Source organism: Pseudazoarcus sp. NS34 (assembly GCF_059703725.1).
Genome location: NZ_BAAKIZ010000003.1, coordinates 493,018 through 517,001, shown reverse-complemented (window position 1 = coordinate 517,001; position 23,984 = coordinate 493,018). Strand labels below are relative to the sequence as shown.

The following is a 23,984-nucleotide window of genomic DNA, read 5'->3' as shown; positions in this document are numbered from 1 at the left end:
CTCCGGTTGGGGCGAAAAGCGCGAATTATACGCGTCCGCCGCCGCTCTCCGCGGCCAGCCTTTTGCGCATGCGCCGCAGGCTCAGCGACACCAGTCCGGCAATCACCGGGATCGCGACGGCTGTGGCCACTTCCGGCGTAACTGGGGCGATTTGCGCCTCAAGTCCCTTGGCGACGTAATTAACCAACTGCGAGCCGTAGTAGGTGATGGCCACCACCGACAAGCCCTCGACGGTCTCCTGCAGCCGTAGCTGCAGCTTGGCCCGGCGGTTCATCTGTTCGAGCAGTTGCTGGTTCTGGCGCTCGAGCTCGATTTCGACGCGCGTGCGCAGCAGCACCGAGTTGCGCGCAATACGGCCGGACAGGTCTTCCTGCCGCTGCGCGATGGTGGCGCTGGTGTCCATGGCCGGCTGCAGGCGTCGCTCCATGAACTCGCGCAGGGTCGGGAAGCCCGTCACGCGGATTTCGCGAAGCTCCTCGATGCGCGCACGCACCAGGCCCCAGTAAGCGGCGCCTGCACCGAAGCGGTAGGTGTGCGTGGCGACCGACTGTTCGACGTCGGCGGCGAGTTTGGTCAGCCGCCCCAGCACGCGTTGTTCGCCCTCGGCGGTTTCGGCGCGCCCCATGCGATGCACGAGGTCGGCCAGTTCGTCTTCGGCGCGCGAGAGCAGGCGTGCAACCTGTTTGGCGACCGGGAAGGCCAGCAGCGCGATGACGCGGTAGGTCTCGATCTCGGTCAGTCGCTGCACGGTGCGGCCAGCCTGACGTGGGGTGAGTGAATCGTTCACCACCAGAAAGCGCGAGAAGCCATCGGTGATACGGAAGTCGGTGAACACCCAGCCGGCGCCGTGCGAAATCCTCGACACCACCATCTGTGTGGTGCCGGCCAGATGCTGGGCGACCAGCGCCTCCGGGTCGACCTCGCTCTTCGGGCGCACCACCACATGGGTGGCGACCACCAGCTGGCCGGGGATGTCGCGTCGCCATTCTTCCGGCACGGCCTGCAGGGCATGGTCGTCAGCCATGTCGCTGCCAGCGTCGGCCTTGCGGAAGAAGGTGTAGCTGGAGAACTCGTTGTGGCGCTCCCACTTGAAGCGGAACTCGCCTGCGTCGATGAAGACATGGCCGGAGTCGGTGGCCGGCTCCGGCAGGCCGAGGCTGTCGGCCAGTGCGGCCAAATGGCGCGGCTCGCGTCCGGCGCTGCCATCGTGGTGCAGGAAGGCCAGATAGGTCACCGTCTCCGGTGAATGCAAAGGCACTGGCGGGCGGGCGTGCACCTCGTCGTTGAGCGTCAGGCGCAGCGGGTGTTGTTCAAATGGCACGGGCATGGGCAAACGTGGTTCCTCTGCGGCTGCGGGGCGGGCCTGCAAACAGCCCGCTTCGTATAATACTGATACATATTGACGTTTGATTGACTGTGAGGCGAAGACAATGCGCGCCCCGGTCGTCGAACCGGGTCACGTCGAACGCTTCCGTCTGAATTGCAGCCGAGCTTATGCCTGACTCTTCCGCCGCCATCCTCGCTCGTCCCTGTTTGTCAGTGGTCATTCCGGCCTTCAACGAAGTCGACAATGTCGGCCCGCTGGTGGCGGAGCTGGCCCGCGTGCTTGACGGTCTGGAGGGCGGCTTCGAGATTCTCGTTGTTGATGATGCCAGCACCGACGGTACGGGCGATGCGCTGCGAGCCCTTGATCACCCAGCCTTGCGCGCGATATTCCATCGCATCAACTGTGGTCAGAGTGCAGCGGTGGCGAGCGGCTTTCACGCAGCGCGTGGTGAGTGGGTGGCCACGCTGGATGGCGACGGCCAGAACGACCCGGCCGACCTTCCCGCGATGCTTGCGCGTGCTCTTGCCGACGGCGCGGACTGCGTGACCGGCGTGCGCAAGCGGCGCCAGGACAACCTCGTGCGCCGCTTCTCGTCGCGTGTGGCCAATGGTTTTCGCAACTGGATCACCGGTGATTGCGTTACCGACAGCGGCTGCGGCGTGCGCGTGGTGCGGCGCGCGGCCTTGCGCGAGGTGCCGGTCTTCAACGGGATGCACCGCTTCCTGCCGACCTTGCTGCGCGCGCAGGGCTTTTGCGTCATCGAGCATGAGGTCAATCATCGCGAACGTCGCTCCGGCGTGTCCAAGTACGGGGTCGGTAACCGGCTGTGGCGTGGCATCCGCGACTGCTTTGGCGTGCGCTGGTATCTGCGGCGCGCGTTGCGGGGCGATCGCGTTGCGGGAGGTCGGCGGTAATGGATCGCGAGCTCCACGCTCCGCTGGATGCCGGGGCCGTGCCGCGAGGGGCCGAGGAGGTCAGGCACGCCGCCGCGAGCGGTTCGCGCAAGCTGTTGATCTTGCTCGCCATTGCCCTGATTCTGTTCGGTTTCTTGCACTTCACCGCACTTGGCCAGCGCCTGCATGACGGGCCGGAGATGCGCGCCCTGCTCGAAACCGGCGACCTTGAGGCCGCGCTGTGGTTTGTCGGAGCGACGATCCTGCTGATGTCCATCGGCACGCCACGCCTGCTGTTCTACGCCTTGGGCGGCTTTGCCTTCGGCTTCTGGGCGGGACTGGGCCTTTCGCTGCTTGCGAGTCTGCTCGCTTCGTTCATCGTGTTTCGTGTTGCGCGCTGGGGCGGGCGTGATTGCCTGAGCCAGCGTTTCGGGCAACACGGTCTGTTCTCCCGCATCGTGGCGGTACAGCCCACGGTGCTGTCCGTGGCGCTGGTGCGCTGTCTGCCGGTCAGCAACCTCGTCATCAACATCGCACTGGCATTCAGTACGGTGCGCAACCAGGCCTTCGTGTGGGGAACCCTGATCGGCTTCCTGCCGCAGGGAGTGGTGGCGGTGCTGCTCGGCAGCGGTGTCGCAGATGATGTCGCGCTCGAAGGCGCTGTTCAGCTGGTGGCCGCCGGTGTCATCGCGCTGCTTTTTCTGGGCTATTCGCTGTGGCGCCGCCGAACGACGCGCACAGAAGAGGCGAAGGGATGATGCGTTCGCGCGGTGCCTGGTTGATGGTGCTGACGGCACTGGTGATGCTGGTATTCCTGATCCGCATCACAGGCCCGAGCGATCTCGAAGGCTACGCCCAGCACCGCAACGTCGGTTACGTCATGGACCTGATGTGGGGCAGCGGCAGCTGGCTGACACAGCACGACATCCAGGGGCGCATCCTGTCGAAGCCGCCGCTGCATACCTGGACGATTGCGCCATTCGCCGCACTCCTCGGGGTAGACCGCCTGGCCATGAGCCTGCCCTCGCTGCTGGCGGTGCTGGCACTCGGTTTGCTGGTGTTCGAGGCCGGGCGGCGGCGTTTCGGCTTGCTCGCCGGTGGCATGGCCGGAGTGGCGATGGTCATGGCGCCACTCATTTCCAAGCACGTTGCCCTGGTGCGCTCGGATGCGCTGTTCACACTGCTGATCACCATCGCTGCACTGGCCGCCTGGCACGCCTGGGACAAGGGAGATGGAAACTGGCGTGGCTGGACGTTGTTCTGGATCGCCGGTGCGCTGGCCACGCTCACGAAGGGCCCGTTGGCGCTGGTGCTGGCCTCCGCCGGTCTGCTGGCGGTGTTCTGGGAGATGAGGGCCGATCCCGCCACCCCGCGCCCTCGCGGCACCCATGTGCCAGGGCTGCTGGCCTTTTTTGCCATCACGCTGGGCTGGCTTCTGCTGGCGCTGCTGGAGCAGGGCCAGGACCTGATCAACAAGATGTTCCTGCACGAACTCGTTGGCCACGCGACGGGTACGACCCGGCCTGGCAGCAGTGGCAGTCCGGGCGAGAACCTGATCAAGCCGAGCATCTACCTGCTGTTGCGCTTCCTGCCGTTTTCCCTGTTCTTCTTCTACGGTCTATGGCGCGTGTTCCGACGCCCGGCGCAGGATATCGTCGAGCGGCGCTTCGAGCGCTTCCTGACCTGCTGGATATTGACCGGGCTGCTGATCTTCTCGCTGGCGGCTCACCACCGGCCCGATCTGCTGCTGCCGCTGTGGCCGGCCTGTGCACTGTTGAGCGGGCGCGAAATGGCGCGGCTTGCCATGCGCATCGGCGTGCGGTGCTTTGGGGTATGTGCGGGGGCGGTCGTGCTGCTATTGCTGGTAGGGCTGTTTGCTCAGTATCACGTGACCTGGGGCGGGCGCGCCGAAAATACCGAGGTGTCGCAAAGCATCCGTGAAGCGGTTGAGGCGTTTTCTGCAAGTGGTCTGGATGCCCAGGCGCTGGAACACTACGGCACGCCGGTGACTTTCCAGATGCATCTGCATACCGTGCGCAGATGGCGCACGCCGGCAGAAATCGAAACCCTGCTTGACGCTGCTACGCAACCGGTGCTGATCGCGCTCGGCTACAAATCGTATACCGACCCCAAGCTGGAGGCTCCGGGTCGGGTCGTCGAGGAAGTGTTCCAGTGGCCGACGGGCTCACGCGATGAAGCGGTGGTGCACATCTACCGCGTCTCGCCCGTCGTGGAATCCGCGCTTACTGCGCCTGCGGAATGATCAGCACTTCCACGCGGCGGTTGAGGGCGCGTCCGGCGGTGGTGGCGTTGTCAGCCACCGGGCGGCTGAAGCCGTACCCCGTGGCCTGGATGCGGCCTGCGGACACGCCGCGTCCGATCAGATAGCTCGACACGCTCTTGGCGCGGTTTTCCGACAGCGTCTGGTTATAGGCGGCCGAGCCAGTCGAGTCGGTATGGCCTTCCACGCGCACGACGGTGCCGGGGTATTGCGCGATGCTGTTGGCGATCTGGTCGAGCACCGGACGGAACTGGGACTTCACGTCGGCGCGGTTGGTGTCGAAGGTGATGTTGTCGGGTGCCTGCAGGCGGATGGTGTCGCCGTCACGCACCACGTCTACGCCGGTGCCTTGCATGTCACGGCGCAGTTCGGATTCCTGTTTGTCCATCTGACGACCGATCAGGCCACCCACCGTGGCGCCGACAGCTGCGCCGATCAAGGCGCCCTGGCCGCGATCGCTGCTGCCCGAGACACCCACGCCGAGAATGGCGCCAGCACCAGCGCCAATCGTTGCGCCGGTCGCGGTCTTGCGGTTTTCACCGGTGTAGGGGTTGTTTGCGCAGCCAGCGACCAAAAGGGTGGCGGCGAGAATGGCGAGCGATGCATTTTTCATGATGGATTCCTCTGGAGGTTGAAGGCGTCTGGATTTTGCGTCCAGTATTCCTGCCCCGGCGAGTCGCGGCGGAGCGTTCTTTGTAAGCGCCTGCGTCAGCGGCCGGCGCGCCAAAGCACGAGGTCGGAGGGAAGGTCCACGTCATGCAGGGTAGCACCCAATGCCAGGGTCCAGCCAAGTGCCTGGATGCGCGCGCGGGTCTCGGCTGCGACGGACGAGGTGCTCCATGCGATGCCCTCGAACAGCGAAGGCTCAAAGTGAGTGAGGCCCAGCAAGGCGTAACCGCCATCGGTGGTGGGGTACAGGCATGCGTCCGCCGACTCCAACGTATGGGCCGCGGCGCGCAGCAGTGCTGCGCTCATCTCCACGCAATCCGTTCCGCTCAGCAGTACGCGCTGCCCCTTATCGAGGCTGCGTCGGGCAGCCCGCGCCATGCGCTGGCCCAGATCGCCCGCGCCTTGCGCCGTCTGCGCGATGCCGGCCGGCAGCGGGATGCCGGACCAGGCTTCGTCCTCTGGCGCCGGATCCATGCACAGTTCGACTTCGCCGCACTGCGCTTCCAGGGCAGCAGCCAGCGTGTGTTCGAGCATTTCGCCGGCCAGCGTCGCAGCCCCTTCCGCTCCCAGTGCCGGGATCAGACGGGTCTTGACGCGGCCTGGCACGGGCGCCTTGGCGAACACGATGATGCGCGTGTTCACCGGTATCGCTCCGCCAGGCGCTCAGCGGATACGCCGCGCCAGTAGTCCCAGCGCAGCCGCCACATCAGCACGATGGTGCGCCATACGCCACGCTGCTCCCAGCGTCGGCCGGAGGTGCGTACCTGCGCCCGCAGGCAGGCCGGGCGTGATTGGCGCAGCAGGCGCCGCGACAGTTCGATGTCTTCCATCAGCGGCTGGTCGGGGAAGCCGCCTGCTGCATCGAAGGCGGCACGCGATATGAAGATGGCCTGGTCGCCGGTGGCGATGCCGCTCAGGCGCGAACGCAGGTTCATCAGCGCGGCGACCACGCGCAGCATGGCGGGACGGCCTTCGATGACGACGTCGAAGCGGCCCCACACGTGCTTGCCGGACAGCGCATCGAGAACCAGCCGCCCGGCCTGCGGTGGCGGTTGCGTGTCGGCGTGCAGGAACAGCAGCACCTCGCCGGTGGCCGCCGCTGCGCCGGCGTTCATCTGGCGGGCACGGCCTGGCGCGGATGTGAGCACGGTGACGCCGCACTGGCGGGCCACGTCGGCCGAACCGTCCGTGCTGCCGCCGTCGACGACGATGATCTGTGCGTCCATATCGCGCAGCGCGTCGAGCAGGGCGGGCAGACGTTCCGCCTCGTTCAGCACCGGGATGACGATAGACAGGCGCATCGTTCAGCTACGCGGTTCGATGCGCTGCTCCACATGCGGCGCGGCTTCGGCCGGGCCGAGGCGCCAGTGGTGGTAGCGCGCCAGCCAGCCCAGCACCCGCTGCGGGGCGTTGGCCCGCTTCCATTCGCCGGCCACATACTTGTTGGCTTCGGCCATGGTCGGGTAGGAGTGGATGGTGCCGAGGATCTTGTTCAGGCCGAGGCGGTGTTTCATCGCCAGCACGTACTCGGCGAGCAGTTCGCCGGCGTGCTCGCCGACGATGGTGACACCGAGGATGCGGTCCGAGCCCGGCGGGGTCAGCACCTTGATGAAGCCGTGGTCGGCGCCGTCGGTAATGGCGCGGTCGAGGTTATCGAGACCGAAGCGCGTGACTTCGAAGGCGAGGCCGCGCTCCTGCGCTTCCGCTTCGTTGAGGCCGACGCGTGCCACCTCGGGGTCGACAAAGGTCACGTGCGGCACTACCGACCAGTCCACCGCAAAGCGTTTGAACTGCCCGAAGAGGCCGTTGACCGCGGCATACCAGGCCATGTGCGCGGCAGTGTGCGTGAACTGGTAGGGGCCGGCCACGTCGCCGACGGCGTAGATGTTGGGGTACAGCGTTTCCAGATACTCGTTGGTGTGGATCGTGCGCTCTGCCGGAATGCCCAGCGCTTCCAGCCCGTAGCCCGACAGCCTGGCCTTGCGGCCGACGGCGATCAGCAGCGCGTCGAAGGCAATGTGCCGCACGCCGGCCTCGCCCTGCACGACGAGCACCCGTCGGCCGGCTTCGCGCTCGATGCGCAGCGTCTCGCGGCCGGTCAGCACCTCGACGCCGTCGGCTTCAAGCGAGGCACGCACGGCGGCGGCCACGTCTTCGTCCTCGCGCGGCAGCAGGCGCGGCCCGTGCTGAACCTGAACCACTTGCGAACCGAGCCGCGCGAAGGCTTGCGCCAGCTCGCAGCCGATCGGCCCGCCGCCGAGCACCACCAGCCGCTCGGGCACTTCGTCGAGCTGCGCGAAGCGCTCCCACAGCGTATCGCTGGTGACATAGCCCGAATCCTCGATGCCGGGGATGTCCGGCACGACCGGTGAGGCGCCGGTGGCGAGCACGATGGAGCGCGCGGTCAGGCGCTGACGCGTGCCGTCGTTGAGTCTGATTTCGACCGTCCACGGGTCGACCAGCTTCGCGTAGCCCTGCAACACCTCGACGCCCAGGGCGGTATAGCGCTCGATGCTGTCGTGCGGTTCAATGGCGCGGATCTTGTCGTGTACGCGCGCCATCACCGCGCGGAAGCTGAACCTTGGCTCGGCCGCCTGCAGCCCGTAGTGCTCGGCCTGACGCATCTGGTGGGCCGCCTTGGCGCTGCGGATCAGTGCCTTGCTTGGCACGCAGCCGGTGTTGAGGCAATCGCCACCCATGCGGTGGGCTTCGATCAGCGTGACCTTGGCTTTCACGGCGGCAGCAATGTAGGCCGACACCAGCCCGCCGGCACCGGCGCCGATCACGATCAGGTTGCGGTCAAAACGCGCAGGTTGCGTCCATTTTGCATACACGCGCTTGCGGCGAATCCGCTCGATCACGAAACGCGCGATCAGCGGGAACACGCCGAGCAGCGCGAACGATGCGAGCAGGCCGGGCGAGACGATGTCGCTCAGGCGCTCGATCTGGCCGATCTGCGTGCCGGCGTTCACATACACGGCCGTGCCGGCCAGCATGCCGAGCTGGCTGACCCAGTAGAAGGTGCGCGCCTTGAGCGGCGTGAGCCCCATCAGCAGGTTGATCAGGAAGAACGGAAACACCGGCACCAGTCGCAGCGTGAACAGGTAGAAGGCGCCGTCGCGCTCGACGCCACGGTTGATCGCACCGAGCCGGTCGCCGAAACGGTTCTGCACCGTATCGCGCAGCAGAAAGCGCGACACCAGAAAGGCCAGCGTCGCGCCGATGCTCGATGCGAAGGACACCAGCACCAGGCCCGTGAGCAGGCCGAACAGCGTGCCGGCAGCGATGGTCATGATCGCTGCGCCGGGCAGCGACAGCGCGGCCATCACCACGTAGGCCGCGAAATAGGCGCCCAGCACTTCCCACGGGTGGGCAGCGTACAGTTCGGCGAAGCCGGCCTGCCCCTGCTTGAGTGCGTCGAGCGTGAGGTGGCGGTCGAGGTCGAGCGCGAAGAAGGCGATGACGACGGCCAGGATCACGCCGACGAGGACAAGTTTTTTCATGATCGCGCGCTCACAGTGCGCCGCCGCAACTACTGCCCTGACCGGCTGTACAGCCGTAGCAATGGTCGGCAACGCGGATGGGGTGGCCTTCCAGCTCGGTGCGCAGCAGGTCGCGCAGATGCGGCCGGCCGGTACCGGGCAGCGCCAGGCCAAGCTGCTGGTTGAAGTCGCAGTCGTACAGATAGCCCTGCCAGTCGACGCTGACCAGATCGCGGCACATCACGTCGTCGAGGTTCTCGGCCGCGTAGTTGTCCTTGAGCAGACGCATGTAGTCGTTGAACTGGCCCCTGGAAATCAGCGTGCTGCCAAAGCGCTGGATCGGCATGTTGGTGATCGCGTAGAGCAGGTCGAACTCGATGCCGAAGTGGTCGAAGAGTTCGCGCTTGTAGTCGGCCTGCAGCTTCACCTGGTTTGGCGGCAGGCTGGCGCCCTGCGGGTTGTACACCAGGTTCAGTACGCGTTTTCCGTCGCGCCCGTAACCCAGTGCGTTGAGCCGCTGCAGGCCGGCGATGCTGCGCTCGAACACGCCGTCGCCGCGCTGTTTATCGACGTTCGCGGCGGAGTAACAGGGCAGCGAGGCAGTGACTTCCACCTCGTGCTCGGCGAGAAATTCCGCCAGATCCTCGTGGCCGGGTTCGGACAGGATGGTCAGGTTGCAGCGGTCGATCACGCGTACGCCGAGACTGCGCGCGGCGACCACCAGATCGCGGAAGCCTTCGTTCAGCTCCGGCGCGCCGCCGGTCAGGTCCAGCGTGGTCAGCCCGCGCGCGGCCAGCACTTCGGGAATCAGCGCCAGCGTCTCCGCATCCATCATCTCGCGCCGGTTGGGGCCGGCGTTGACGTGGCAGTGCAGGCAGGTCTGGTTGCACTTGTAGCCGAGGTTCACCTGCAGTGTGGTCAGCGTGCGCCGCCGGATGGCCGGGAATTCGGTGGCCTGGAGCAGGGGAAGGGTGGCGTGCATGCGGGACTCCGTGTGGTCTTGTGCGGCTTGGTCGTGCGGACGTGTGCAATCCTTACACATCGCGCCGCGAATGAATCATCCCGATTGAGAGTGCGTAAGGACTGCGACGTTCGTGCGACCAAGGCTTATTCCCCGACGGAGTTCGATCATGTCTGCAGTGTGTTGCCGCGTCACCATGTTGTTGCTTGCGCTGTTGGGCACGCAGACCTTCGCGGCGGGCATCACGCCGTTCTCCGGGGCGGTCGCTGGTCTGGAGCCGCCTGCGCCGTGGGCGCACCAGACGCTGCCCAAGGTTGAGCGCAGCAACCACTTTGCACTGGTCGAGGACGCGGGCGCGACGGTGCTGCGCATCGAATCCGACGCCGCAGCTTCGACCTGGCTGCATGCTTTTGCAGCGCCCGTGGAAGCCACGCGTTTGAGTTGGCGCTGGAAAGTGTCCAACGCCGTGCCCGGCTCCGACTTCACGCGCAAGGCCGGCGACGACTACGCCGCCAGGGTTTATGTGCTGTTCGATTATCCGGTCGACAAGCTCGGATTCGGTGACCGCTTCAAGATTTCGCTGGCCCGCACCCTGCACGACGTCGAACTGCCGGCCGCTGCGATTGCCTATGTGTGGGGCACGGCGCAAGGTGTAGATGACATCGGGCCCAACCCCTACACCGACCGTGTGCGCATGATCGTGGTGGATAGTGGCGACGTGCGCGCCGGGCAGTGGCAGAGTGTGGAACGCGATGTCGCCGCTGATTTCGAGCGCGTTTTCGGCGAACCCGCGCCGCGTATCGCCGGCGTCGTGGTCGGCGCCGATACCGACAACACCGGCGGGCGCGTCACCACGTGGTTCGGCGATCTGTCACTAGGCCGCTGAGGGTGTAAGGACGCAGCCGCAGCGGCGACAAAGCCCGACAATTTCATCTTCTACGGAACAACGAACATGGCTGGTGTGGATATTGCGGCGTTGAGCGCCGCCTTGCTGGTGCTGGCGGTGATCAGCGTGCTGATCTCGCCGCGCGTCACGGCGGCCGACGGCTTCTATCGCGGCGCCAGCGCCAGCGGGGCGGCGCCCGGCGTGTGGACGCTGACGCTGTCGCAGGTCACGACCTGGATCTTTGCGCGTTCGCTGCTCAACGCCGCCATCCTCGGCTTCTTTTTCGGCATCGCCGGTGTGCTGGCCTATGCGATGTACTACGGCTCATTCCTCACCGGCTGGCTGATCGTCGATCGTCTGCGCTTTCGCCACGGCGTGGGCAACATGCAGTCTTTCCTGGTCGCGCGCTACGGGCGGCTCGGCAACGCCTGCTTCAATTTCCTGCTGGCCATGCGCCTGCTCACCGAGGTCTTCGCCAATTTGCTGGTGGTCGGCATCGTCTTCGGCGTGGCCGGCACCTCGGCCTACACCTGGGCCATCCTGGCGGTGGCTGGCGTGACGCTGTTCTATTCGATGAACGGAGGTCTGCGCGCCTCGCTGCGCACCGACGTGTTGCAGATGGCCATCCTCGCCGTGCTGTTGGTGCTGCTGTTCGCGATGATGCTGCTGCATCCTGCTTTTGACGCTACGGCCGCGCTGGCCAGCAGCCCGGACTTCACCTCGCCCGGCTGGGTGCTGCTGGTGGTCGCTGCGCTGCAGGTGCTGAGCTATCCGATGCACGACCCGGTGATGATGGACCGCGGTTTCATCGCCGACCGCGACACCACGCGGCGCAGCTTTTTGCACGCGTTCTGGATTTCGGTGCTGTGCATCCTGGCCTTCGGCGCGCTGGGCGTGTTCGCGGGGCTCAACCGCGTCGGTGACGAAGTGCTGCTGGTCACGCTGGCGCGCCTGATGGGCGACACCGCCATGCTGGTGCTGGCCGCAGCGCTGGTGATCTCGGCCGCTTCGACGATGGATTCGACCTTCTCCAGCGCCGCCAAGCTGGCGGTGGTGGACATGGGCTTCGGCGGCGGGCGTACCAACGCCGGCCGCGTCGCCATGTTGTTGTTCGCGCTGGGCGGTCTGGCACTGGTGTTCGTCGGCAGCAACGATCTGTTCGCGGCGGTGGCGGTGAGCGGCACGGCCTCCTTGTTCCTCACGCCGGTCATCGTGCATTCAGTGCTGCTCGACCGCGAGGTCAAACCGTGGGCCTTCCAGCTCGCCTTTGTTGCGGCGATTGCCGGCGCCATCGTGTATTTCCTCGAAAACTCCAAGCGCATCACGCTGATCGGCGATCTGACGGGCGTCGAGCACAGCTACAGCAAGCTGCTGGTGGTCACCGTGGTCATTCTGGTCATCGGCTTCGTCGCCTTCGCGCTGGCGAGCCGGCCGACGCAGCGCGCATGAACGAAGCCGGGCGGGTCTGTCCGCTGCGCTACCGCTATGGCGCAGCAGCCCTGGCGACGGCGCCCGAGCAGGTGGCCGAAACGCTGTATGTAGTCGGTGGCGTTTACGGCAACGTCCAGGCGCTGGATGCGCTCGACGCGCTGATTGCCGCCGAGGCGGGGCCGGTGCAGGTAGTGTTCAACGGCGACTTCCACTGGTTTGACGTCGATGACGCGGCCTTTCTCGAAGTCGATCGACGCGTTGCCAAACACCACGCCATTCTCGGCAACGTTGAGGCCGAGTTGGGTGAGGACAGCGACGCCGCCGGTTGCGGCTGCGCCTATCCGGAGTCGGTGGATGCGGACACGGTCGAGCGCTCGAACCGCATTCACGCCCGCCTGAAGACCACGGCCAATCGTCATCCCGAAGTGCTGGCGAGGCTCGCGCACTTGCCGATGTTCGCGCGCTGGCGCGTCGGGTCGCTGGCGGTCGGCGTGGTGCATGGCGACGCCGATTCGCTGGCCGGCTGGCGTTTCGACCCGGCCGAGCTCGATGACCCGGCAAACCAGCCGTGGCTCGACCGCTGCTTTGCGCAGGCGCGGGTCGATGTGTTCGCGGGCAGTCATACCTGCGCGGCCGGGCTGCACGAGTTCGCTGGCGGCATTGTCATCAACAACGGCGCCGCCGGCATGGCCAACCCGCCTGTTGCCAGCGGGCTGGTGACGCGCATCTCGATCCGGCCCGCGCCGCATCCGGCGGTAGCCAGCGCACTTCGCGACGGCGTGTTCGTCGAGGCGCTGCCGCTGGTGTTTGACGCTTCGGCCTGGCAACAGGCCTTTGTCGCGCAGTGGCCGCCCGGATCGGACGCGCATTGCTCCTACTGGCCGCGCATCGCGGCTAGGTGATGCTACGGACTGTCGGCGATAGCCCGGCTTCCTATACTGCGGAGCGTCGCAGACCCCGCAAGGATTCCCGTATGAGCCAGCTCGCCCCCTTTCATCTTGCCTTCCCGGTCACCGATCTTGCCGCCGCGCGCGCCTTCTACGGCGACGTGATGGGCTGCCCCGAAGGGCGCAGCAGCGACGAGTGGATCGACTTCGATTTCTTCGGCCACCAGATCGTCGCGCATCTCTCGCCAACGCATGGCGAAGAGCACCACAACCCGGTCGACGGCCACCACGTGCCGGTACCCCACTTCGGCATCGTGCTCGACTGGGAGGATTTCGAGAAGCTGGCCGAACGCGTGCGGCAGGCCGGCGTGACGTTCGAGATCGAGCCCTATCTGCGCTTCGAGGGCAAACCCGGTGAGCAGAAGACCATGTTCTTCAAGGACCCGAGCGGCAACGCGCTCGAATTCAAGGCCTTCCGCAACCGCGCGACGCAGCTGTTCGCGAAGTGACGGCGCTGCATCAATGATGTAGCGCCGCCCCTGCGGGTCAGGGCAGGGTAAAGCGCACGGCCATCGTGCGTTCGCCCAACGTCACACGCGCTACCACGCGCGCGCCGGCCGGCAGCGTGCTCGCGCCGGCGGAGGCAAAGTGATTGCCGGCCGGCTTCAATGCGATGTCCAGCTTGCCGTCTTTCGACACCACGGTCAGCTTCACTTCCCCGCCATCCGTCTTGACCGGCTCGCCGTGATCGCGCACGTAAAGGCGCACGCCACCGTCCGCTGAAACCAGTTCGAAATCCAGATCGTTTGCTTCGCTGACGACGCCTCCGTGCATCGGCGTGTGGTCGTGAGCGCCTTCCTGGGCATGGTTGTGTCCATGGTCATCAGCATGCGCATGGTCGTGCTTGTCTGCGGCCAATACGTTGCCGGCGGCCAGCAGGCTGAACAGCACAGTGAGGGTGATGCGTTTCATGAGTGACTCCTTGTGGATGGGTTGGGGGTGATCAGAAAGCTTCTTTCTCGTTCTGGTTCATCAGACGCTCGGTGTCGCGTCGGCCGAACAGCCAGAACAGGGCGGGTGTGAGGAAGGTGTCGAGCAGCGTCGAGCTGATCAGGCCGGAGAAGATCACCACGGCCACCGGATGCAGGATCTCGGTGCCGGGGCGTTCGGCCTCGAACAGCAAGGGCGCGAGCGCGAAGGCGGTGACCAGTGCGGTCATCAGCACCGGGCTGAGGCGTTCGAGCGAGCCGCGCAGGATCATCGCGTGGTCGAAATTCTCGTTCTCCGAGCGCATCAGGTTGATGTAGTGGCTGACCTTGAGGATGCCGTTGCGCACCGAGATGCCGGCCAGCGTGATGAAGCCGATCAGCGCCGCGATGGACAGCGGCTGCCCCGACAGCCACAGCCCGATCACCGCGCCGACCAGCGCCAGCGGGATGTTGGCCATGATCAGGGCAGCCAGGCGGTAGGAGCGGTAACGGCTGAACAGGACCACGAACATCAGCGCGGCCGACACCAGTGCGAGCAGGCCGACCAGCCTTGCGGCCTGTTCCTGCGCCTCGAACTGGCCGCCCAGCGTGATGAAGTAGCCCTCCGGCAGCGGGTGTTCGGCCACGCGAGCACGGATGTCCTCGACCACTTCGGACAGGGCGCGCTCCTGCACGTTGGCCGACAGCACGATGCGGCGGCGGCCGTCGTCGCGGCTGATCTGGTTCGGCCCGTCGCCGTCCTCAATGGTGGCCAGACGCGACAGCGGCACAAAGCCATTGGGCGTGTCGACCAGCATCTTCGCGAGGCCTTCGACGGTGCGCGCGGTATCGGGCAGGCGCACGACCAGATCGAAACGTCGCGAGCCCTCGACGATCTGCGCGAGCTCTTCGCCTTCGACCATGGCCTGCAGCATGGACAGCACCCGTGAGGCGGGCACGCCGTAACTCGCCGCGGCGGCATAGTCGAGACGCACCTTGATCTGCGGCGCCAGTACCTGCTTTTCGACCTCCAGGTCGGCCAGCCCGGGAATGTCGGCCAGCCGCCCACGCAGCGCGTCGGCCTGGCTGCGCAGCACGTCCAGATCCTCGCCGAAGATCTTGATCGCGATCTGCGAGCGCACGCCCGAGAGCATGTGGTCGATGCGGTGCGAGATCGGCTGGCCGATGGCCACCGCAGCCGGCAGGTTGGTCAGCCGGGCGCGGATGTCGGCGCGGATCTCGTCCATGCTGCGGGTGAGTTCGCCCGCGGGGATCAGGCCGATGTCGAGTTCGCTCACGTGCACGCCCTCGGCGTGTTCGTCGAGTTCGGCCCGCCCGCTGCGCCGGCCCACATGCGTGACCTCGGGTACGTCACGCACCAGGCGCTCCGCTTCGCTCGCCAGTGCCGACGATTCGGCCAGCGTCACGCCCGGGTTGAGGCGCAGGCCGACGAGCAGCGTGCCTTCGTTGAATGGCGGCAGGAAGGTCGTCGGAAAGGTCGGCACGGCCGCCGCGGCCAGCAGCACGGCGACGGCGCCCGCCGCGACGGCCGGGCGCGGGCGTTCGAGCACGCGCGCCAGCGATCTGGCGTAGCCGCGCTTGATCCAGGCCAGCAGCCGGGTGTCGCCGTGTTCGAGCGACTTCATGCCCGGCAACAGGTAGAAGGCGAGTACTGGTGTGAGCGTGACGGACACGATCAACGAGGCCAGCGTCGAGACGATGAAGGCGATGCCCAGCGGCACGAACAGCCGACCCTCGATGCCCGGCAGCGCAAACAGCGGCAGGAACACCAGCACGATGATCATCGTCGCGTAGACGATGCCCGAGCGTACTTCCAGCGAGGCGTTGCGCACGATCGACAGCAACGGCAGGCGAATGCCCGGATGCGCCGCCCGTGCAGTCTTGAGGCGACGGATGATGTTTTCGACATCGACCACCGCGTCATCGACCAGGCCGCCGATGGCAATCGCCAGCCCGCCCAGCGTCATGGTGTTGATGGACATGCCGAAGTAGTCGAACACCAGCACCGTGAGCAGGATAGAGATCGGGATGGCGGTGAGCGCGATCAACGTCGGGCGCAGGGTGCCCAGGAACAGCGCGAGGATCGCCGCGACGAAGGCCGAGGCGGCGATGAGCTTGCCGGTCAGCGTGTCGATCGAGGCCTCGATGAAGCTGGCCTGTCGGAAGGTGACGCGCGGCTCGGCCATGCCTTCAGGCAGCGAGGCCTTCATCTCGTCGAGCGCGGTTTCGATGGCGCGGGTCACCGCGATGGTGTCGGCCGTGGGCTGTTTCTGCACGCCCAGGATGACCGCCGGCTGTCCTTCGAAACCGGCATCACCGCGTTTGACCTTGGGCGCGAAACTGACGTCCGCAATCTGCTTGAGCAGCACCGGCTGGCCTGCGCGTGCGGTCAGCGCCAGCATGCGCAGGTCTTCGAGTCGCGAGGTGCGTCCGAGGTGGCGGATCAGGTACTCGCGTCCGTTCAGTTCCAGGAAGCCGCCCGAGGTGTTGGCCGCGAAGCCCTCCAGCGCGCCCGCCAGATCCTCATGTGTGATGCCCAGATCGCGCATGCGGGCGGTGTCGGGCTGGACCTGGAACTGGCGCACTTCGCCGCCAATCGGGATGACCTGCGCAACGCCTGGAACGGACATCAGGCGCAGGCGCAGCACCCAGTCGGCGTACTCACGCACGTCCATCGGCGAGATGCGCGCCGGATCGATCGGGATCGCGATCTGCATGATCTCGCCCATGATCGAGCTGACCGGCCCCATGTGCGCGACGATGCCCGGCGGCAGCGCCTGCTCCATCGCCCCGAGACGCTCCGACACCATCTGCCGCGCGCGGTAGATGTCGGTGCTCCAGTCGAAGGTGACGTAGATGAACGACAGGCCGGAGCTGGACACCGAGCGCACCGATTCGACGCCGGGCAGCCCGTTCATGGCCGTCTCCAGCGGGAAGGTGATGAGCTGCTCGACCTCTTCGGAGGCCATGCCGCCGGCTTCGGTCATCAGCGTCACCGTTGGCTTGTTCAGATCCGGGAAGACGTCGACCGGCGTCTGCGACAGCGTCAGCGCGCCCCATGCCATCGCCGCGAGGCTCGCAACGATGACCACCAGTCGGTTGGCGAGACTGGCATCGAGTAACCACTTGAACATGTGCCGTCTCCCGTCAGCGGATCTGGTTCAGGAGCGAGGCGGCGCGCGTGACGACGCGTTCTCCGTCGCTCAGACCCGAGGTGACGGCAACGTGCGCGCCATCCAGCGGTTCGACCACGATCACGCGCGGCTCGAAGCGCTCGGGCGCGCTCTTGACCCACGCGATGGTCTGGTTCGACGGGCTCTTCATCAGCGACGCTGCCGGCACGCGAAAGCCCTCGACGGTGTCAGCCAGCTGCACCTGCACACGCACGGTCTGGCCGAGTGCGAGGCTGTCCAGCCCCTCACCGGCAGCGGCAAAGCGGATCGGCAGCGCCTGTTCGCGCAGCGCGCTGGCCGTGCCGATGTGGCGCAAGGGCACGGCGCGCTCGCCGATGGCGAGGCTGCCGCCAGCGATGCGCGTGAGCCGCTCGGGCTCATAGGCCAGGGCCTCGATGCGCAGGCGCGTCGGGTCGACGATTGCGAACAGCGTCTCGCGCGCATCGACTACCTGGCCGGTCACCGCGTGCGCCTCGGCAATGACGCCGTCTACCGGCGCCACCAGCGGCTCACGGCCCTGCAGTCCTTCGCTTGTAGCGCGGATGCGCGCATCCAGGCTCGCCAGCGTGGTGGTGGCCTCCTCGATATCCTTGCGCGGCACGCTGTCGGCCAGTTCGCGCAGGCGTGCAACGCGGCGCTGCGCGTTGCTGCGCTCGGCGCGCAGTTCGGCCAGTTGTGCCTGTTGGCCGGCGCGTTCGATTGAGCCGGCAGCCGGCACCACCCACGCCAGCACCTGACCGCGTTTTACGGCGCGACCGAGCTCCGGCAGGCCCTCGGGGCCGGCCTCGATGCGACCGCCCTGCATTGGCTGGACCAGACCGCCGGCGTTCGGGTCCATCACCACGCGGCCGCTCAGTTCAAGCGTGCGCGGCAGCGAGGCGTGCTCAATCGCTTGCGTGCGTACGCCGATCTGGCGCTGTGCCGGCTTGGGCAGGAACACGCTGCCGTCGGGCAGGCGGCGCGGCGCATCGCCTGCCACGGCGATGCCGCCTTCGTCGCCATGGTCGTGACCGGGGCCAGCCCAGGCGGGCGATGTAGCCGCGATCATCACGGCCAGCAGGCAAAGCTTCAGTTGTGGGCTCGTCATGCCTGCACCTCCCGCGTTTTGCCACGGCGCAGCCCAACGACGAGCAGCGCCAGCACGGCCGCGCCGGCGATGCTCCACGGCAGCCACACGCTTGCGTGGGCATGTTCTTCTGCGACTGCCTCGTCCGCGTGATGTACGTCCAGCGTGCCGGCCAGGACGTCGGCCGCATCGGCCGTGATCACCGTGGCGACCACGGCGTATTCGCCTTCTTCCGGCTCGGCTGGCAGGTGAACGCTGAACGTGCCGGGCCCGGCTGCCTCCACGGGCAGGGTCTCGGTGCCCAGTTCAAACTCCAGCTCGGCGCCTTCGACCGGCGCATTGCTGTCGGTGTGGTCGAGGTACAGCGTCAGGACATCGCCCTCGAGCACGCCGACCAGCTCGAACAGATCGCTGGTCGCGGCAAAGCGCGGATGTGCCGGGCCGCCGGTTTGTGCCGGGGATTCTTCGCCGTGATCGTGGCCGGGGCCAGCCAGTGATGCAGGGGTGTGCAGGCACAACGCCAGCGCAAGCGCGGCGAGTCGTGTCAGGTGGATTCGCATGGGGTTTCCTCGTGTGCGGCGGTTCATTGCGGCAGCAGGCCCAGGGCCTGGCGCAACGTGGAGATGGCGGCTGCCTCATTGATGCGCGCATGCACCAGTGCCCGACGTGCTTCGGAAGCTTCGAGTTCGACGAGCAGGCGGTCGGGCAGGGCCGTCTCGCCCAGCCGGAAGGATTTGCCGATGGCCTGTTGGGTGGCGTCAGCCAGCGTGAAGCGCGTCTCGGCGGCACGGTGACTTGCCTGCGCGGCGCGCAGGTCGTCGCGGGCTGCCAGCAGTTCCGCGTCGAGCCGGTAGCGCTCCAGCCGGGCGCGCTCCTCCTGCTCGATGGCATCGGCCATCGCCATGCCGGCCTCGGAGCGATGTTGTGCGCCCGCGCCGAACGGGATTCGTATGCCGACATTGAGCGTCTGCTCGAAGCGTTCCCCCGCCTCGCCGCGTTCGCGTGTCACACCCAGCGTCAATTCAGGGTTGGCGCGCGAGCGTTTGCTTGCCAACGCGGCGGCGTTGCGCGCTGATGCACTTTCGTCGAGCAGCGCAGCCAGCAGGGGATGAGAGTCGTCGATGCTTGAAGTGTCGTCCGGCTGCGGTTCGGCACGAACGCGCGTGGGGTCCGGCGTCGCCACCTTGTGGCCGGTCAGGGCCTGCAGATTCAGGCGTGCGCGCGCCACCGTGGCATGCGCAGCCGCCAGTTCGCTTTCGGCATCGGCCACTACGCCTTCGGCGCGGTTGGCGTCGGTACGGGCAAGCTGGCCGGCACGCATGCGGCGCGCCACGTCTTCGCCCAAGGCTTGGGCAGCGTTGAGTCGGATCGTCGCCAGATCGAGGTCGGCGGCGGCTCGGTGCAAGGCCCACCAGGCCTCACGCAGCGCTTCGGCAGTTTCCAGTTGTGCCAGCCGCGCGCGGCTGCTGACGGCGCCGACCTGGGCGTCGGCGCTGCGCTGTACGAGTGCGCGTTCTCCCGGCAGCCACAGCGGGAAGGCCAGCCCGGCTTCGTATTCGCGGGCTCCGTCGTTGCGGTTCAGGCGATCGGTGCGCAGCGCGATCTCGGCCGATGGCGGTTCGGCGAACCAGCGCTCGGCCGCTTCACGGCCGGCCTCGGCGGCGTTGGTTCGAGTGCCCAGCGACAGGGCTTCGGGGCGCCGTTGCCAGGCGGCGGCGAACAGGGAGGCGAGATCTGCGTGATGCGTTTCGCTCGTCTGCCCTTGGGTGGTGGTTGTGTCCTGCGCGGTGGCGTGCTGCGTTGGCAGCGCGATGATCAAGGCGCACAGCAATAGCGGCACGGGCCGCAGTCGGTTGATGGGGTACATCCGATTCTCCGTACTTGAGTCGTGGGGAATCGGCGAAGCATGCGGACGTTCGTTTGCCGTTGGCCGGGTGCCGGCGTGGGCGATCTACGAGGGGGGAAGCGTCTCAGGCCTCGCCGTCAGGCGGCAAGGCCGGCCCACTTGGGCCTTTCGATACGGACGTAGGGTGTTTGCCCGACGGCCTGATGCGGCGCGGCGGCAGGCTGGGACGTGGTGGGCGCAGCGAGGAGGTCGAGCGTGATTGCTGCCAGCGTCTTTACATGCAGCTTGCATGCCGCGCAATCGGGGTGAGCTTTTGACGAAGGCGTTTTCGGCTCTTCATGATCGTTGGCCTTGTGGGCGTGGGCGTGGTGCCCGAAGTGCCCGGCGTCAGACCCCTGTTCGTGTTCGCAATAGCTGCCGACGGCAGTCCACGCGCTTTGGAGCGGAAGCAGTGCGAGCAGGAGGATTGCGATCCAGCGGAACATGGTGCAGATAGTAGAACCGTTCAACGGCGCGGACAACCGCGCCGCCGGAGGGGTTTCGGCGTGCGCCTTACTCGGCGTTGCCTTCGCGCACGGCCTTCGCCGCGCGGCGGATGAAGCTGATTTGCGCACCGTAGCGCCGGCAGCCGCGACACACCAGCGTGTGCAGGCGCAGTTCCATGCGTTCGCGTGGGGTCAATTCGCGCTCGTTGCGTTCGGAAAGCAGTCGGGTCGTGTCGCGGCAGGTCAGCATTTGGGCGCTTCTTCGTCGAACCAGTTGTGTTCCATGCAGCCGCGCAGGCGGGTGCGGGCGCGGTGCAGGATGACCCAGCAATTGTTGGTGGAAATGCCCAGTTCGGTGCAGATCTCGGGGGTGTCGAGGTCCAGCAGCTCGCGCATCATGAAAATGCGCGAGAGGTTCTCGGGCAGGCGGTGCACGCAGGCATCGAAGACGTCCCAGAACTGCTTCTGCTCCAGTGCGGCTTCAGGCTGCGGCCATTCCGAAGGGCGGTCTTCGTCGGTCCAGTGGGCGTCGCTCCACGGCGTCTTCTTGCCGAACATGGCGTCGAGGTTGGCGTCGGATTCGTGTTCGTCGGCGACGAATTCGCTCATCGGGCGTTCGCGGCTGCTCTTGCGGATGTGATCGATGATCTTGTGCCGCAGGATCGAGAACATCCAGGTCTTGAGCGAGGAGCGCCCATCAAAACCTTCGATGGCCTGAATCGCAGCGAGCAGCGCTTCCTGCACCATGTCTTCGGCGGCGCCTGAATCGCGCAGGCTGATGCGTGCAAAGCGCAGCATGGCCGCGCGCAGGGAAACGACCTCCGGGCCGTTCCAGTCGATGCTGGCGCTCATTCGGCGTCAGGCCGCGTCATGGCCAGCGCGTCGACCCAGCGCTCGAACTCCTCTGCGGATACGTGGCTCAGTGCCAGCGCTGCTTCCTTGAGTGTCATGCCTTCCTTGTGGGCCTTCTTGGCAATCTCGGCGGCGCGATCGTAGCCGATGTGGCGGTTGAGTGCGGTGACCAGCATCAGGTTGCGGGCCAGCAGTTCGGCAATGCGCGTGCGGTCCGGCTCTATCCCTTGCGCGCAGTGTGCGTCAAAACTCGCTGCGGCGTCGCCCAGCAGCTGCAGGCTTTCGATCACGCCGTGAGCCATGACCGGCTTGTACACGTTGAGCTGGAAGTTGCCCTGGGTGCCGGCGAAGGCCACCGTGGCGTCATTGCCGAAGACCCTTGCGCACACCATGGTCAGCGCCTCGGCCTGGGTCGGATTGACCTTGCCCGGCATGATCGAGCTGCCCGGTTCGTTCTCCGGAATGACGAGCTCGCCGATGCCGGTGCGCGGCCCGCTGGCGAGCCAGCGCACGTCGTTGGCCATCTTGAACAGCGCGCCGGCCAGGGTACGCAGCGCGGCGCTGACATTGACCAGCGCGTCGTGCGCGGCAAGCTGGGCGAAGCGGTTGTCGGCCGAACGGAAAGCGTGGCCGGTGAGGGCGCCCAGTTCTTCGGCGCAGCGCTCGCCGAAGCGCGGATGGGCGTTGAGTCCGGTGCCGACGGCCGTACCGCCGATGGCCAGATCAAGCAGGCCTTGTTCGGCGTGCCGCAGGTTCTCCAGAGCCGCGTCGATCTGCGCCACCCAGGCGTTGATTTCCTGCCCCAGGGTGATCGGAGTGGCGTCCATGAGGTGCGTGCGGCCGGTCTTGACGACGTCGTCGAATGCCTGGGCCTTGGCGGCCAGCGTGTCGCGCAAGCCGCGCATGGGCGGGTACAGGCGGGCGTGCAGTTGCAGCACGACGGCTACATGCATGGCCGTGGGGAAGGTGTCGTTCGACGACTGGCCGCGATTGACGTGGTCGTTCGGATGCACCGGGTGCTTGCCGCCGCGCGGTGCGCCGGCCAGCTCATTGGCGCGGTTGGCGATCACCTCGTTGGCGTTCATGTTGCTCTGCGTGCCGCTGCCGGTCTGGAATACGACCAGCGGGAAGTGGTCGTCGAGCCGGCCGTCGGCCACTTCGCGTGCGGCGGTTTCGATCAGGACGGCGAGCTCGCCGTCGAGTTCGCCAAGCTTGGCATTGGTACGTGCAGCGGCCAGCTTGAGCAGCCCGAAGGCGCGCACGATGGCGCGCGGCATGCGGTGGCGCTCGCGGCCAATCTCGAAGTGCGTGAGCGAGCGTTGTGTCTGGGCGCCCCAATAGCGGTCAGCGGGGACGGCGACCTCGCCCATGGAATCGGTTTCGGTGCGTGTATGCATGATGGCCAAATGGAGGGGGCGGGGAGGGAAAGGTTCAGTCGATGCTGACGACGACGCGATTGCGGCCGCTGCGCTTGGCCTCGTACAGGGCCGCATCGGCCGCCTTGAACAGGCTCTCGAAAGTGGCGCCAGTGGCCTCGCCGGTGGTCGAGATCATGCCGATGCTGACCGTGACGGGCACGCCGGCCGGATGCGAATCCTCGATGCGCTGGCGCATGCGCTCGGCAAAGCCGCAGGCGGTGTCGGCCGACATGTTGAGCAGCAGCATGACGAATTCTTCGCCGCCGGTGCGGGCGATCACGTCGCCCTGGCGGCAGCAGCTGCGGATGACCGCCGCGGTTTCGGCCAGCACCACATCGCCGGTTTCGTGGCCGTGCTCGTCATTGACCTGTTTGAAGTGGTCGATGTCCAGCGTCAACATGGTCAGCGGGATGCCGTGTCGCTCGGCCTCGCTGATGCGGCGCACGGCAATCTCGGTGAGGTAGTGGCGGTTATAGACGCCGGTGAGCTGGTCGGTCATTGCCAGGCGGCGCAGGTGGTCGCGCTGGCCGGCGGTCTGGTCGAGCAGGTGCTTGATGTGCACGATGTTCTGCACGCGCACTGCCAGCTCTTCCTCGAGCATGGGTTTGGCGAGAAAGTCGTTGGCACCTTCGCGCAGTAGTTCGATGCGCCGTGCGGAATCTTCCAGCCCCGACATGGCGAGGATCGGCACATCCGCGTTGGCCGAGTTGCCGCAGCGAATCTCGCGTACCAGGCCCAGCCCGGTCATCTTGCCTTCGAGCAGCACGTCGATCAGGGCGACTTCGTATTCGTGTTCTTCGAGGGCGGCCAACGCGGCTTCGCCCCTGGTGATGGTGTCGACGGTCAGCCCCTGCTCTTCGAGCACGCGCTTGATGAAGTTGGCGACTGGCACGCTGTCCTCGACCAGCAGGGCGCGCCCGCTCAGCTTCACCACCGCCGATTCGCGCCGCATGCGCTTCTCGACGTACTGCGCGAGCAGGTCGAGATGGACCTTGCTGAAGACTTCGGTGATGCCGGCCGACAGGCTGTCGGACATGACTCCCGGGTCGTCGGATGAGGTCAGCAGCACGACCGGGGTATTGCGGCTGGCCGGCTCGGCGCGCACCGCGCGGGCCAGATCGAGCGCCGTGCCGTCGGGCAGGTGGCGCTCGGTGCAGATCAGCGCGGGCGCCATCCCCAGTGCGCGTCGCGCATCGGCGATGGACTCTGCGAAGTGTAGCGGCTCGGGCAGAAAGCCCAGATGCCGCTCCAGCAGATGGCGAAAGAAGCTTGAGCCGGTTACTGCAAGTACCTTCATGTGCAAGCTGCCTGGTTTGAGGGGCGGGAGGGGAGGCCGGT

At 66.7% G+C, this 23,984-nt stretch carries 23 protein-coding genes; 7 read left to right on the top strand and 16 right to left on the bottom strand.

Going from position 1 to position 23,984, the window contains the following annotated elements; translation table 11 throughout:
- Positions 1 to 25: 25 nt before the first annotated feature.
- Complete coding sequence (locus tag AC6H0N_RS12535) at positions 26 to 1,327, bottom strand: DUF3422 family protein (RefSeq protein WP_497574447.1); 1,302 nt, start codon at positions 1,325 to 1,327, stop codon at positions 26 to 28.
- 167 nt (positions 1,328 to 1,494) lie between these two features.
- Between AC6H0N_RS12535 and AC6H0N_RS12530 the strand changes: the two genes are divergently transcribed.
- From AC6H0N_RS12530 to AC6H0N_RS12520, 3 genes are read left to right on the top strand one after another with little or no spacing between them, the layout of a single operon-like run.
- Positions 1,495 to 2,241: a glycosyltransferase family 2 protein gene (locus AC6H0N_RS12530; protein ID WP_497574446.1), complete on the top strand. Its 747-nt coding sequence runs from the start codon at positions 1,495 to 1,497 to the stop codon at positions 2,239 to 2,241.
- Positions 2,241 to 2,978 (top strand): TVP38/TMEM64 family protein, encoded by a 738-nt coding sequence (locus AC6H0N_RS12525; RefSeq protein ID WP_497574445.1) that lies wholly within the window; start codon positions 2,241 to 2,243, stop codon positions 2,976 to 2,978. Before AC6H0N_RS12530 ends, AC6H0N_RS12525 begins: the two co-directional genes overlap by 1 nt.
- Positions 2,975 to 4,483 carry an ArnT family glycosyltransferase gene (locus AC6H0N_RS12520; RefSeq protein WP_497574444.1) on the top strand — a complete coding sequence of 503 codons (1,509 nt, stop codon included), beginning with the start codon at positions 2,975 to 2,977 and terminating at the stop codon, positions 4,481 to 4,483. Before AC6H0N_RS12525 ends, AC6H0N_RS12520 begins: the two co-directional genes overlap by 4 nt.
- Here the strand turns inward: AC6H0N_RS12520 and AC6H0N_RS12515 are convergent.
- The 5 genes from AC6H0N_RS12515 to arsS all read right to left on the bottom strand — a co-directional run bounded on the left by AC6H0N_RS12515 (position 4,464) and on the right by arsS (position 9,634).
- Positions 4,464 to 5,114: a YiaD family glycine zipper/OmpA-like lipoprotein gene (locus AC6H0N_RS12515; RefSeq protein WP_497574443.1), complete on the bottom strand. Its 651-nt coding sequence runs from the start codon at positions 5,112 to 5,114 to the stop codon at positions 4,464 to 4,466. The two genes, AC6H0N_RS12520 and AC6H0N_RS12515, sit on opposite strands and share 20 nt — an antisense overlap.
- 95 nt (positions 5,115 to 5,209) lie before the next feature.
- Positions 5,210 to 5,812 (bottom strand): TIGR04282 family arsenosugar biosynthesis glycosyltransferase, encoded by a 603-nt coding sequence (locus AC6H0N_RS12510; RefSeq protein WP_497574442.1) that lies wholly within the window; start codon positions 5,810 to 5,812, stop codon positions 5,210 to 5,212.
- Entirely contained in the window at positions 5,809 to 6,471 is a 663-nt protein-coding gene (locus AC6H0N_RS12505; RefSeq protein WP_497574441.1) for a TIGR04283 family arsenosugar biosynthesis glycosyltransferase, read from the bottom strand. Before AC6H0N_RS12505 ends, AC6H0N_RS12510 begins: the two co-directional genes overlap by 4 nt.
- Before the next feature lie 3 nt (positions 6,472 to 6,474).
- Positions 6,475 to 8,673, bottom strand: a complete 2,199-nt coding sequence (locus AC6H0N_RS12500; protein ID WP_497574440.1) for a dihydrolipoyl dehydrogenase family protein — start codon at positions 8,671 to 8,673, stop codon at positions 6,475 to 6,477.
- A gap of 10 nt (positions 8,674 to 8,683) precedes the next feature.
- A complete protein-coding gene (gene arsS, locus AC6H0N_RS12495) occupies positions 8,684 to 9,634 on the bottom strand; it encodes an arsenosugar biosynthesis radical SAM (seleno)protein ArsS (protein WP_497574439.1) in 951 nt (316 codons plus the stop codon).
- Positions 9,635 to 9,782: 148 nt separating this feature from the next.
- Between arsS and AC6H0N_RS12490 the strand changes: the two genes are divergently transcribed.
- The 4 genes from AC6H0N_RS12490 to AC6H0N_RS12475 all read left to right on the top strand — a co-directional run bounded on the left by AC6H0N_RS12490 (position 9,783) and on the right by AC6H0N_RS12475 (position 13,326).
- Positions 9,783 to 10,499, top strand: a complete 717-nt coding sequence (locus tag AC6H0N_RS12490; protein WP_497574438.1) for a DUF3047 domain-containing protein — start codon at positions 9,783 to 9,785, stop codon at positions 10,497 to 10,499.
- 66 nt (positions 10,500 to 10,565) lie between these two features.
- Positions 10,566 to 11,948, top strand: coding sequence for a hypothetical protein (locus AC6H0N_RS12485; protein ID WP_497574437.1), 1,383 nt, complete (start codon positions 10,566 to 10,568; stop codon positions 11,946 to 11,948).
- Positions 11,945 to 12,832 carry a hypothetical protein gene (locus tag AC6H0N_RS12480; protein ID WP_497574436.1) on the top strand — a complete coding sequence of 296 codons (888 nt, stop codon included), beginning with the start codon at positions 11,945 to 11,947 and terminating at the stop codon, positions 12,830 to 12,832. The genes AC6H0N_RS12485 and AC6H0N_RS12480 overlap by 4 nt, the downstream gene beginning before the upstream one ends.
- Positions 12,833 to 12,903: 71 nt before the next feature.
- Positions 12,904 to 13,326, top strand: coding sequence for a VOC family protein (locus AC6H0N_RS12475; protein WP_497574435.1), 423 nt, complete (start codon positions 12,904 to 12,906; stop codon positions 13,324 to 13,326).
- Between the two features lie 37 nt (positions 13,327 to 13,363).
- On the opposite strand, the gene AC6H0N_RS12470 is transcribed toward AC6H0N_RS12475, so the two are convergent.
- The 10 genes from AC6H0N_RS12470 to AC6H0N_RS12425 all read right to left on the bottom strand — a co-directional run bounded on the left by AC6H0N_RS12470 (position 13,364) and on the right by AC6H0N_RS12425 (position 23,943).
- Entirely contained in the window at positions 13,364 to 13,789 is a 426-nt protein-coding gene (locus AC6H0N_RS12470; RefSeq protein ID WP_497574434.1) for a hypothetical protein, read from the bottom strand.
- Positions 13,790 to 13,820: 31 nt separating this feature from the next.
- Complete coding sequence (locus AC6H0N_RS12465; protein ID WP_497574433.1) at positions 13,821 to 16,940, bottom strand: efflux RND transporter permease subunit; 3,120 nt, start codon at positions 16,938 to 16,940, stop codon at positions 13,821 to 13,823.
- A gap of 13 nt (positions 16,941 to 16,953) precedes the next feature.
- Positions 16,954 to 18,066, bottom strand: coding sequence for an efflux RND transporter periplasmic adaptor subunit (locus tag AC6H0N_RS12460; protein ID WP_497574432.1), 1,113 nt, complete (start codon positions 18,064 to 18,066; stop codon positions 16,954 to 16,956).
- Positions 18,063 to 18,605 (bottom strand): hypothetical protein, encoded by a 543-nt coding sequence (locus tag AC6H0N_RS12455; RefSeq protein WP_497574431.1) that lies wholly within the window; start codon positions 18,603 to 18,605, stop codon positions 18,063 to 18,065. The genes AC6H0N_RS12460 and AC6H0N_RS12455 overlap by 4 nt, the downstream gene beginning before the upstream one ends.
- 23 nt (positions 18,606 to 18,628) lie before the next feature.
- The gene (locus tag AC6H0N_RS12450; RefSeq protein ID WP_497574430.1) at positions 18,629 to 19,912 is read right to left on the bottom strand and encodes a TolC family protein; all 1,284 of its coding nucleotides are present in this window, start codon (positions 19,910 to 19,912) and stop codon (positions 18,629 to 18,631) included.
- A 116-nt stretch (positions 19,913 to 20,028) separates the two neighbouring features.
- The gene (locus AC6H0N_RS12445; RefSeq protein WP_497574429.1) at positions 20,029 to 20,412 is read right to left on the bottom strand and encodes a DUF2946 family protein; all 384 of its coding nucleotides are present in this window, start codon (positions 20,410 to 20,412) and stop codon (positions 20,029 to 20,031) included.
- 31 nt (positions 20,413 to 20,443) lie between these two features.
- Positions 20,444 to 20,626, bottom strand: coding sequence for a zf-HC2 domain-containing protein (locus AC6H0N_RS12440; RefSeq protein WP_497574428.1), 183 nt, complete (start codon positions 20,624 to 20,626; stop codon positions 20,444 to 20,446).
- Positions 20,620 to 21,228 carry a sigma-70 family RNA polymerase sigma factor gene (locus AC6H0N_RS12435; RefSeq protein WP_497574427.1) on the bottom strand — a complete coding sequence of 203 codons (609 nt, stop codon included), beginning with the start codon at positions 21,226 to 21,228 and terminating at the stop codon, positions 20,620 to 20,622. The genes AC6H0N_RS12440 and AC6H0N_RS12435 overlap by 7 nt, the downstream gene beginning before the upstream one ends.
- Positions 21,225 to 22,625, bottom strand: coding sequence for a class II fumarate hydratase (gene fumC / locus AC6H0N_RS12430; protein ID WP_497574426.1), 1,401 nt, complete (start codon positions 22,623 to 22,625; stop codon positions 21,225 to 21,227). Before fumC ends, AC6H0N_RS12435 begins: the two co-directional genes overlap by 4 nt.
- Positions 22,626 to 22,659: 34 nt before the next feature.
- The gene (locus AC6H0N_RS12425; protein ID WP_497574425.1) at positions 22,660 to 23,943 is read right to left on the bottom strand and encodes a GGDEF domain-containing response regulator; all 1,284 of its coding nucleotides are present in this window, start codon (positions 23,941 to 23,943) and stop codon (positions 22,660 to 22,662) included.
- Between the last annotated feature and the right edge of the window lie 41 nt (positions 23,944 to 23,984).

Coding starts and splice junctions, on each gene's coding strand:
- AC6H0N_RS12515 (WP_497574443.1), bottom strand. CDS start 5,114: ATGAAAAATGCATCGCTCGCCATTCTCGCCGCCACCCTTTTGGTCGCT.
- AC6H0N_RS12525 (WP_497574445.1), top strand. CDS start 2,241: ATGGATCGCGAGCTCCACGCTCCGCTGGATGCCGGGGCCGTGCCGCGA.
- AC6H0N_RS12485 (WP_497574437.1), top strand. CDS start 10,566: ATGGCTGGTGTGGATATTGCGGCGTTGAGCGCCGCCTTGCTGGTGCTG.
- arsS (WP_497574439.1), bottom strand. CDS start 9,634: ATGCACGCCACCCTTCCCCTGCTCCAGGCCACCGAATTCCCGGCCATC.
- AC6H0N_RS12500 (WP_497574440.1), bottom strand. CDS start 8,673: ATGAAAAAACTTGTCCTCGTCGGCGTGATCCTGGCCGTCGTCATCGCC.
- AC6H0N_RS12455 (WP_497574431.1), bottom strand. CDS start 18,605: ATGCGAATCCACCTGACACGACTCGCCGCGCTTGCGCTGGCGTTGTGC.
- AC6H0N_RS12465 (WP_497574433.1), bottom strand. CDS start 16,940: ATGTTCAAGTGGTTACTCGATGCCAGTCTCGCCAACCGACTGGTGGTC.
- AC6H0N_RS12450 (WP_497574430.1), bottom strand. CDS start 19,912: ATGTACCCCATCAACCGACTGCGGCCCGTGCCGCTATTGCTGTGCGCC.
- AC6H0N_RS12435 (WP_497574427.1), bottom strand. CDS start 21,228: ATGAGCGCCAGCATCGACTGGAACGGCCCGGAGGTCGTTTCCCTGCGC.
- fumC (WP_497574426.1), bottom strand. CDS start 22,625: ATGCATACACGCACCGAAACCGATTCCATGGGCGAGGTCGCCGTCCCC.
- AC6H0N_RS12535 (WP_497574447.1), bottom strand. CDS start 1,327: ATGCCCGTGCCATTTGAACAACACCCGCTGCGCCTGACGCTCAACGAC.
- AC6H0N_RS12475 (WP_497574435.1), top strand. CDS start 12,904: ATGAGCCAGCTCGCCCCCTTTCATCTTGCCTTCCCGGTCACCGATCTT.
- AC6H0N_RS12530 (WP_497574446.1), top strand. CDS start 1,495: ATGCCTGACTCTTCCGCCGCCATCCTCGCTCGTCCCTGTTTGTCAGTG.
- AC6H0N_RS12520 (WP_497574444.1), top strand. CDS start 2,975: ATGATGCGTTCGCGCGGTGCCTGGTTGATGGTGCTGACGGCACTGGTG.
- AC6H0N_RS12425 (WP_497574425.1), bottom strand. CDS start 23,943: ATGAAGGTACTTGCAGTAACCGGCTCAAGCTTCTTTCGCCATCTGCTG.
- AC6H0N_RS12440 (WP_497574428.1), bottom strand. CDS start 20,626: ATGCTGACCTGCCGCGACACGACCCGACTGCTTTCCGAACGCAACGAG.
- AC6H0N_RS12460 (WP_497574432.1), bottom strand. CDS start 18,066: ATGACGAGCCCACAACTGAAGCTTTGCCTGCTGGCCGTGATGATCGCG.
- AC6H0N_RS12480 (WP_497574436.1), top strand. CDS start 11,945: ATGAACGAAGCCGGGCGGGTCTGTCCGCTGCGCTACCGCTATGGCGCA.
- AC6H0N_RS12505 (WP_497574441.1), bottom strand. CDS start 6,471: ATGCGCCTGTCTATCGTCATCCCGGTGCTGAACGAGGCGGAACGTCTG.
- AC6H0N_RS12490 (WP_497574438.1), top strand. CDS start 9,783: ATGTCTGCAGTGTGTTGCCGCGTCACCATGTTGTTGCTTGCGCTGTTG.
- AC6H0N_RS12470 (WP_497574434.1), bottom strand. CDS start 13,789: ATGAAACGCATCACCCTCACTGTGCTGTTCAGCCTGCTGGCCGCCGGC.